The sequence below is a fragment of the Anaerosacchariphilus polymeriproducens genome (genome assembly GCF_003363435.1).
Classification (GTDB): Bacteria; Bacillota; Clostridia; order Lachnospirales; family Lachnospiraceae; genus Anaerosacchariphilus; species Anaerosacchariphilus polymeriproducens.
In genome coordinates, this window is sequence record NZ_QRCT01000039.1 from 1 (window position 1) to 4888 (window position 4888).

Sequence of the window (4888 nt, forward strand, 5' to 3'; positions counted from 1 at the left end):
TCCATCTTGGATGTTGGTAGGCGGTTTTGGAGGATTTGAAACCAATGAGGAAAGAGAAGAAGCCATTAAAGCTTCGCAGATGCTTGGATATGACTTCACTATCACAGAAACAACGTTTGACACCATAGCGAGAGCATCAAAAGGAAGTCTAAATTTAATTGTAAAAATTAAAAATATAGGTTTGGCACCATTTTATTATGACTGGAAAGTAAAAATAGGTATTTTAGATAAAACAAGCGAAGTTAAAACATATTTGACAGATTGGGATTTAAGGACCATAAAACCAGATGGTAAGGAATATGAATTTTCTGGGGCGCTACCAAACTTAGATTTACAAGACGGAAAATACTCACTTGGATTATACGTAGAAAATCCGTTATTAAATGGTAAAAAATTAATGTTTGCAAATGAAACCCAACGTGCAGACGGTTGGTTGGTATTAGGAGATTTCATTATGTACAACGATATACCTAAAATGCGCATGCAGGGAGTGGCTGCTTTAAATAAATGTGATTTAGATGTTACATTGGTCGATTTTCAAGAGACAGTGTTATTGGCTGCCAAGTACAAAATCGGAGTTAGAATTCGAAACTTCGGAGACAGCCAGTATACAGGCACAGACAACCCAATAATTAACATTTATAAAAATGGAGCATTAGTTAAAGAGTCAAAAACCAACTGGGATTTATCAACCATTAAACCAGATAATCACATGTATTTCGCTTGGTTTGTTAGTGGCTTAGAAGCCGGAAAACATGAAATTAAAATGAAAATAACACCTGATACAAAAGAGGTCTTACTTGGCTACATGAATGTTGTTGAATCATTAGAAATGGATTCAGATGGAGAAATGATTGCAGATATTGTAGAGGAAGAAGCAGTTAAAAGACAGTATCAAATCAACTTGAATATTGTATCAGAGCAGCCGGAACGTATTTTTGTGAATAATGTAATCGAACATCTTAAACTTGACGCTGATGCAATAACTGGATCAGTGGCTAAAGAGATTTCATAAAGAGTTGAAAGGAAAAGGATAAAACAATGAATATAGTAAAAATTAAAATCAAGAATTTATTTGGAATAAAAGAATATGAAGCAGACGGTAAATCGATTGAACTATCTGGCAAGAATGGAACCGGGAAAACATCTGTTATAGATGCCATACGATATGCGCTTACAAATAAGAGCGATAGAGATTACATAGTAAGAAACGGAGAAACAGAAGGCGAAATTCTTGTTGAAACTGATAACGGATTAGTAATTGACCGAAAGGCTAGAACAAATAAAGCTGACTACAAGTCAATTAAGCAAAATGGCATGGAAGTGGGAAGTCCAGAAAAATTTTTAAAAGATATTTTTACAACACTGCAGCTTAATCCGGTTGAATTTATGGAAATGGATAAGAAACAGCAAAATGCTATTATCTTGGATATGATTGAGTACGATTGGGATTTAGGGAAAATCAAAGAATGGTTCGGAGAAATTCCTGACTGGGTAAATTACGAGCAGAACATTCTAGCCATTCTTAACGATATTCAATCAGAAAATGGTGAGTACTACAAGAGAAGACAGGATGTAAATAGGGATATCCGTAACAAAACCGCATTCATTGAAGAGATTGGGGAATCAATTCCTGTAGGTTATCAAGTTGAAACTTGGGAAAATTCCAATGTTGGGGATATATATCGAGAAATTGAGCGGATACAAAAAGAAAATCAAACAATCGAAAAAGCTTTAGCTGTGATTGAAAACAAAAATAACAAGGTTCGTAAATTTGAAGCTGATAGAGAAATTGAGAAAGCAGCTATTGAAAGAGAGTCCAGTACAAGAAAAACACAAATTAATTCTGATATTCAGAAGTTACAAGCACAGATTAAAAGCTTAGAGCAAGAACGAGATATGCTTGATTCTCAAAAAAAGGACAAGCTTGAAATCGCAGAACAGACTTACCTTGCCAATATAGCTAAATTTGAAGCCGAAGTAGAAGAGTATGGACAATATGTAGGGAAAGAACTTAAGGACACTACAGAGCTAAATAATAAAGCCAGACAAATAGAAGAAATGAAGTCACACGTCAATGAGTATAAGAGAATGGTCAACCTTCAAGTTGAAGTCGAAGAAATGCAAGAGCAGTCAAGCGAATTCACAAGAAGAATTGAAAAAGCTAGGGAATTACCTGGTGAAATTTTAACAAATTGCAGCATCCCAATAAAAGGGTTGACTGTAGAAAATGGAATTCCATTAATAAATGGGTTGCCAGTTTCTAATCTTTCTGAGGGTGAAAAGCTTGACTTGTGTATTGATGTAGCAATCCAAAAGCCTAACGGATTGAGCATTATCCTTATTGACGGAGTTGAAAAATTAGCAACCGGTTTAAGACAGCAATTATATAAAAAATGCAAGTCAAAAGGATTGCAATTTATAGCAACAAGAACCACGGACGATGAAGATTTGACAGTTGTTGAACTATAGGAGGGGTTGAGGTGTCAAAAGTTGATAAAGCTATTTTTTTCATAAAAGATAACCGCATTATGCTAGAAAGCATAAAATGCAAAGAAGATGATCCAAACGTTGTAAGTTACATACTTAATATTTTAGAAAAACATAAACGTGAAATTTCGGAGGTAATAAATAATGGAAAATGAAATTGTAATGCAAGAACAAAAACATGAACTAAGTACAGGTGTATTTTCTACATTAGAAAATTTTAAAGAGATATACGATATAGGTAAAATGTTTGCAACTTCTTCTTTAGTGCCTCAAGCATATCAAGGCAAACCAATGGATTGCACAATTGCAGTTGACATGGCAAATCGTATGGGAATTAGTCCGATGATGGTTATGCAAAACCTTTACGTAGTAAGAGGAAAGCCTTCGTGGAGTGGACAAGCCTGCACTGCATTAGTGGAAGGTAGCGGAAAATTTAAAAATGTTCACCACGTCTATACCGGTGAAAAAGGTACTGATACTTGGGGATGTTATCTTGAAGCTGTAAGAATTGAAAATAATGAGGTTGTACGAGGTGCTGAGGTCACTATGGCAATGGCAAAAGCAGAAGACTGGGTAAATAAAGCAGGTAGTAAATGGAAGACAATGCCTGAGTTAATGTTAGCTTACAGAGCATCTGCATTTTTTGCAAGAGTACATATTCCAAATGCATTAATGGGCGTATCTGTAGAAGGTGAAGTTGAAGATATTCAAAAAGCACCATTGCCACAAGCACCGGATGTTTTTGCAGAAAGTGAGGTTAAAAATGATATTAACGAATGAAAATTACTTTAGTCGAGAAGCAAGTAAAGAATATTTAGGTGTTTCTCAGTATAAGGATTTTATTGGAAGTCTCGGGAAATTAGGCTGTGAGTCTAAGGCCTTGGCAAAAATCAATGGAGATTGGGAAATAGAGAAGACCACCGCGTTATTAGTTGGTTCCTATGTAGATGCTCATTTTGAAGGAACACTTGATTTATTTAAAGCACAGAATCCTGAAATTTTCACTAAACAAGGTTCTCTTAAAGCAGATTATAAGCACGCAGAAACAATTATAAACCGAATTGAACGTGATAAGTTATTTATGCAATTTATGAGCGGTAAGAAACAGGTGATTATGGAAGCTGAAATGTTTGGTTCAAAATGGAAAATAAAGATAGATAGTTACTTAGAAGGAAAAGCAATTGTTGATCTAAAGATTATGAGAGAACTACATAAAGCGGAATACGTTAAGGATTTTGGATATATGGATTTTATACAGTATTGGGGTTATGACATTCAAGGAGCAGTATACCAAGAAGTTGTATATCGAAATACCGGAAAGAGATTACCTTTTTTTATAGCTGCAGCTTCTAAAGAGAAAGAACCGGACATTGAATTGATTTGGATTCCAGACGAACACCTAAAAGAAAAACTTATTGAAGTAGAACAGAACACACCTAAAATAGTTGCTCTTAAAAATGGTGATGTGGATTCTATTGGTTGCGGTTTATGTGATTACTGCAAACACATTAAAGTATTGGAAAAACCAATCCATTTTAGTGAATTGTTAGGGGAAGTTTGAGATGAATAGGAGAACTAAAGCTCTTCAATTTTCAAAAGCCACCATGAATAAAATTGCTGATCGTGACGAGTGTTGCATATTTTGTAAAATTGGCTATCGCATGGACAAAATAGATTCATTTCAGCAACAGATTCTATCGATTGCGCATTACATAAATAAATCACAAGGTGGACTAGGTATTGAAGAAAACGGAGTGCTGATTTGCCAATATCATCACCATAACTTAGATAATGGTTGCGAGAGTTTAAGAAGTGAAATGTTAGGGATAATTGAAGAATATTTAAAAGGCTTTTATCCAGGATGGAAGTTAGAGAATTTGAAATATAAAAAATATAGTTAAACTAGGATTTAATGGTTGAAACACCTAAAGAAACTATCATGCTAATTATAATATATCACAGTATTTAATTTATGCCATGATGTAATTGTAGGGGAGGGACTAGCCACCCTTCCCAACCTTGAAAATGGTGATTTGATGAATAGTAAGCAAAAAGGAGCAAGGGGAGAAAGAGAACTTTCTTCCAAGCTAAAAGAACATGGATATGATTGCAGGAGAGGACAACAGTATTGCGGTTCAAACGGTGATGCAGACGTTATAGGACTTCCCAATATCCACATTGAATGTAAGAGAGTCGAGAGACTTAATATATATGATGCGATAGCACAAGCGAAAGCAGATGCCAAGAACGGAGATATGCCGACAGTATTTCACAGGAAAGACCGCTGTGAATGGTTGGTAACAATGACACTTGATGATTGGATGAAAATATACAAAGGGAGTGAGTTAAGTTGAATATTTTAGATTACATACCAGAAGGCAGAGAGAACGCTGTCACA

Annotated in this window: 7 protein-coding genes; all 7 read left to right on the forward strand. The window is 35.1% G+C overall.

All coding sequences use genetic code 11. The features are described from left to right. Nucleotides 1–1015 (forward strand): DUF4832 domain-containing protein (locus DWV06_RS12480; protein WP_115482531.1); only part of this gene is annotated, 1015 nt, incomplete at its 5' end. Nucleotides 1016–1041: 26 nt separating this feature from the next. Further along, nucleotides 1042–2472 carry a hypothetical protein gene (locus DWV06_RS12485; protein ID WP_115482532.1) on the forward strand — a complete coding sequence of 477 codons (1431 nt, stop codon included), beginning with the start codon at nucleotides 1042–1044 and terminating at the stop codon, nucleotides 2470–2472. An 11-nt stretch (nucleotides 2473–2483) separates the two neighbouring features. Further along, nucleotides 2484–2645: a hypothetical protein gene (locus tag DWV06_RS18405; protein WP_155522634.1), complete on the forward strand. Its 162-nt coding sequence runs from the start codon at nucleotides 2484–2486 to the stop codon at nucleotides 2643–2645. Continuing rightward, nucleotides 2635–3270 carry a hypothetical protein gene (locus DWV06_RS12490; RefSeq protein WP_193726022.1) on the forward strand — a complete coding sequence of 212 codons (636 nt, stop codon included), beginning with the start codon at nucleotides 2635–2637 and terminating at the stop codon, nucleotides 3268–3270. The genes DWV06_RS18405 and DWV06_RS12490 overlap by 11 nt, the downstream gene beginning before the upstream one ends. Then, nucleotides 3254–4051, forward strand: a complete 798-nt coding sequence (locus DWV06_RS12495; protein ID WP_115482533.1) for a PD-(D/E)XK nuclease-like domain-containing protein — start codon at nucleotides 3254–3256, stop codon at nucleotides 4049–4051. The genes DWV06_RS12490 and DWV06_RS12495 overlap by 17 nt, the downstream gene beginning before the upstream one ends. Before the next feature lies 1 nt (nucleotide 4052). After that, nucleotides 4053–4391, forward strand: a complete 339-nt coding sequence (locus tag DWV06_RS12500) for a hypothetical protein (protein ID WP_115482534.1) — start codon at nucleotides 4053–4055, stop codon at nucleotides 4389–4391. A 135-nt stretch (nucleotides 4392–4526) separates the two neighbouring features. Beyond that, nucleotides 4527–4844, forward strand: coding sequence for a PDDEXK family nuclease (locus DWV06_RS12505; RefSeq protein WP_115482535.1), 318 nt, complete (start codon nucleotides 4527–4529; stop codon nucleotides 4842–4844). Nucleotides 4845–4888 lie beyond the last annotated feature (44 nt).

Coding starts and splice junctions, on each gene's coding strand:
- DWV06_RS12485 (WP_115482532.1), top strand. CDS start 1,042: ATGAATATAGTAAAAATTAAAATCAAGAATTTATTTGGAATAAAAGAA.
- DWV06_RS12490 (WP_193726022.1), top strand. CDS start 2,635: ATGGAAAATGAAATTGTAATGCAAGAACAAAAACATGAACTAAGTACA.
- DWV06_RS12495 (WP_115482533.1), top strand. CDS start 3,254: ATGATATTAACGAATGAAAATTACTTTAGTCGAGAAGCAAGTAAAGAA.
- DWV06_RS12500 (WP_115482534.1), top strand. CDS start 4,053: ATGAATAGGAGAACTAAAGCTCTTCAATTTTCAAAAGCCACCATGAAT.
- DWV06_RS12505 (WP_115482535.1), top strand. CDS start 4,527: ATGAATAGTAAGCAAAAAGGAGCAAGGGGAGAAAGAGAACTTTCTTCC.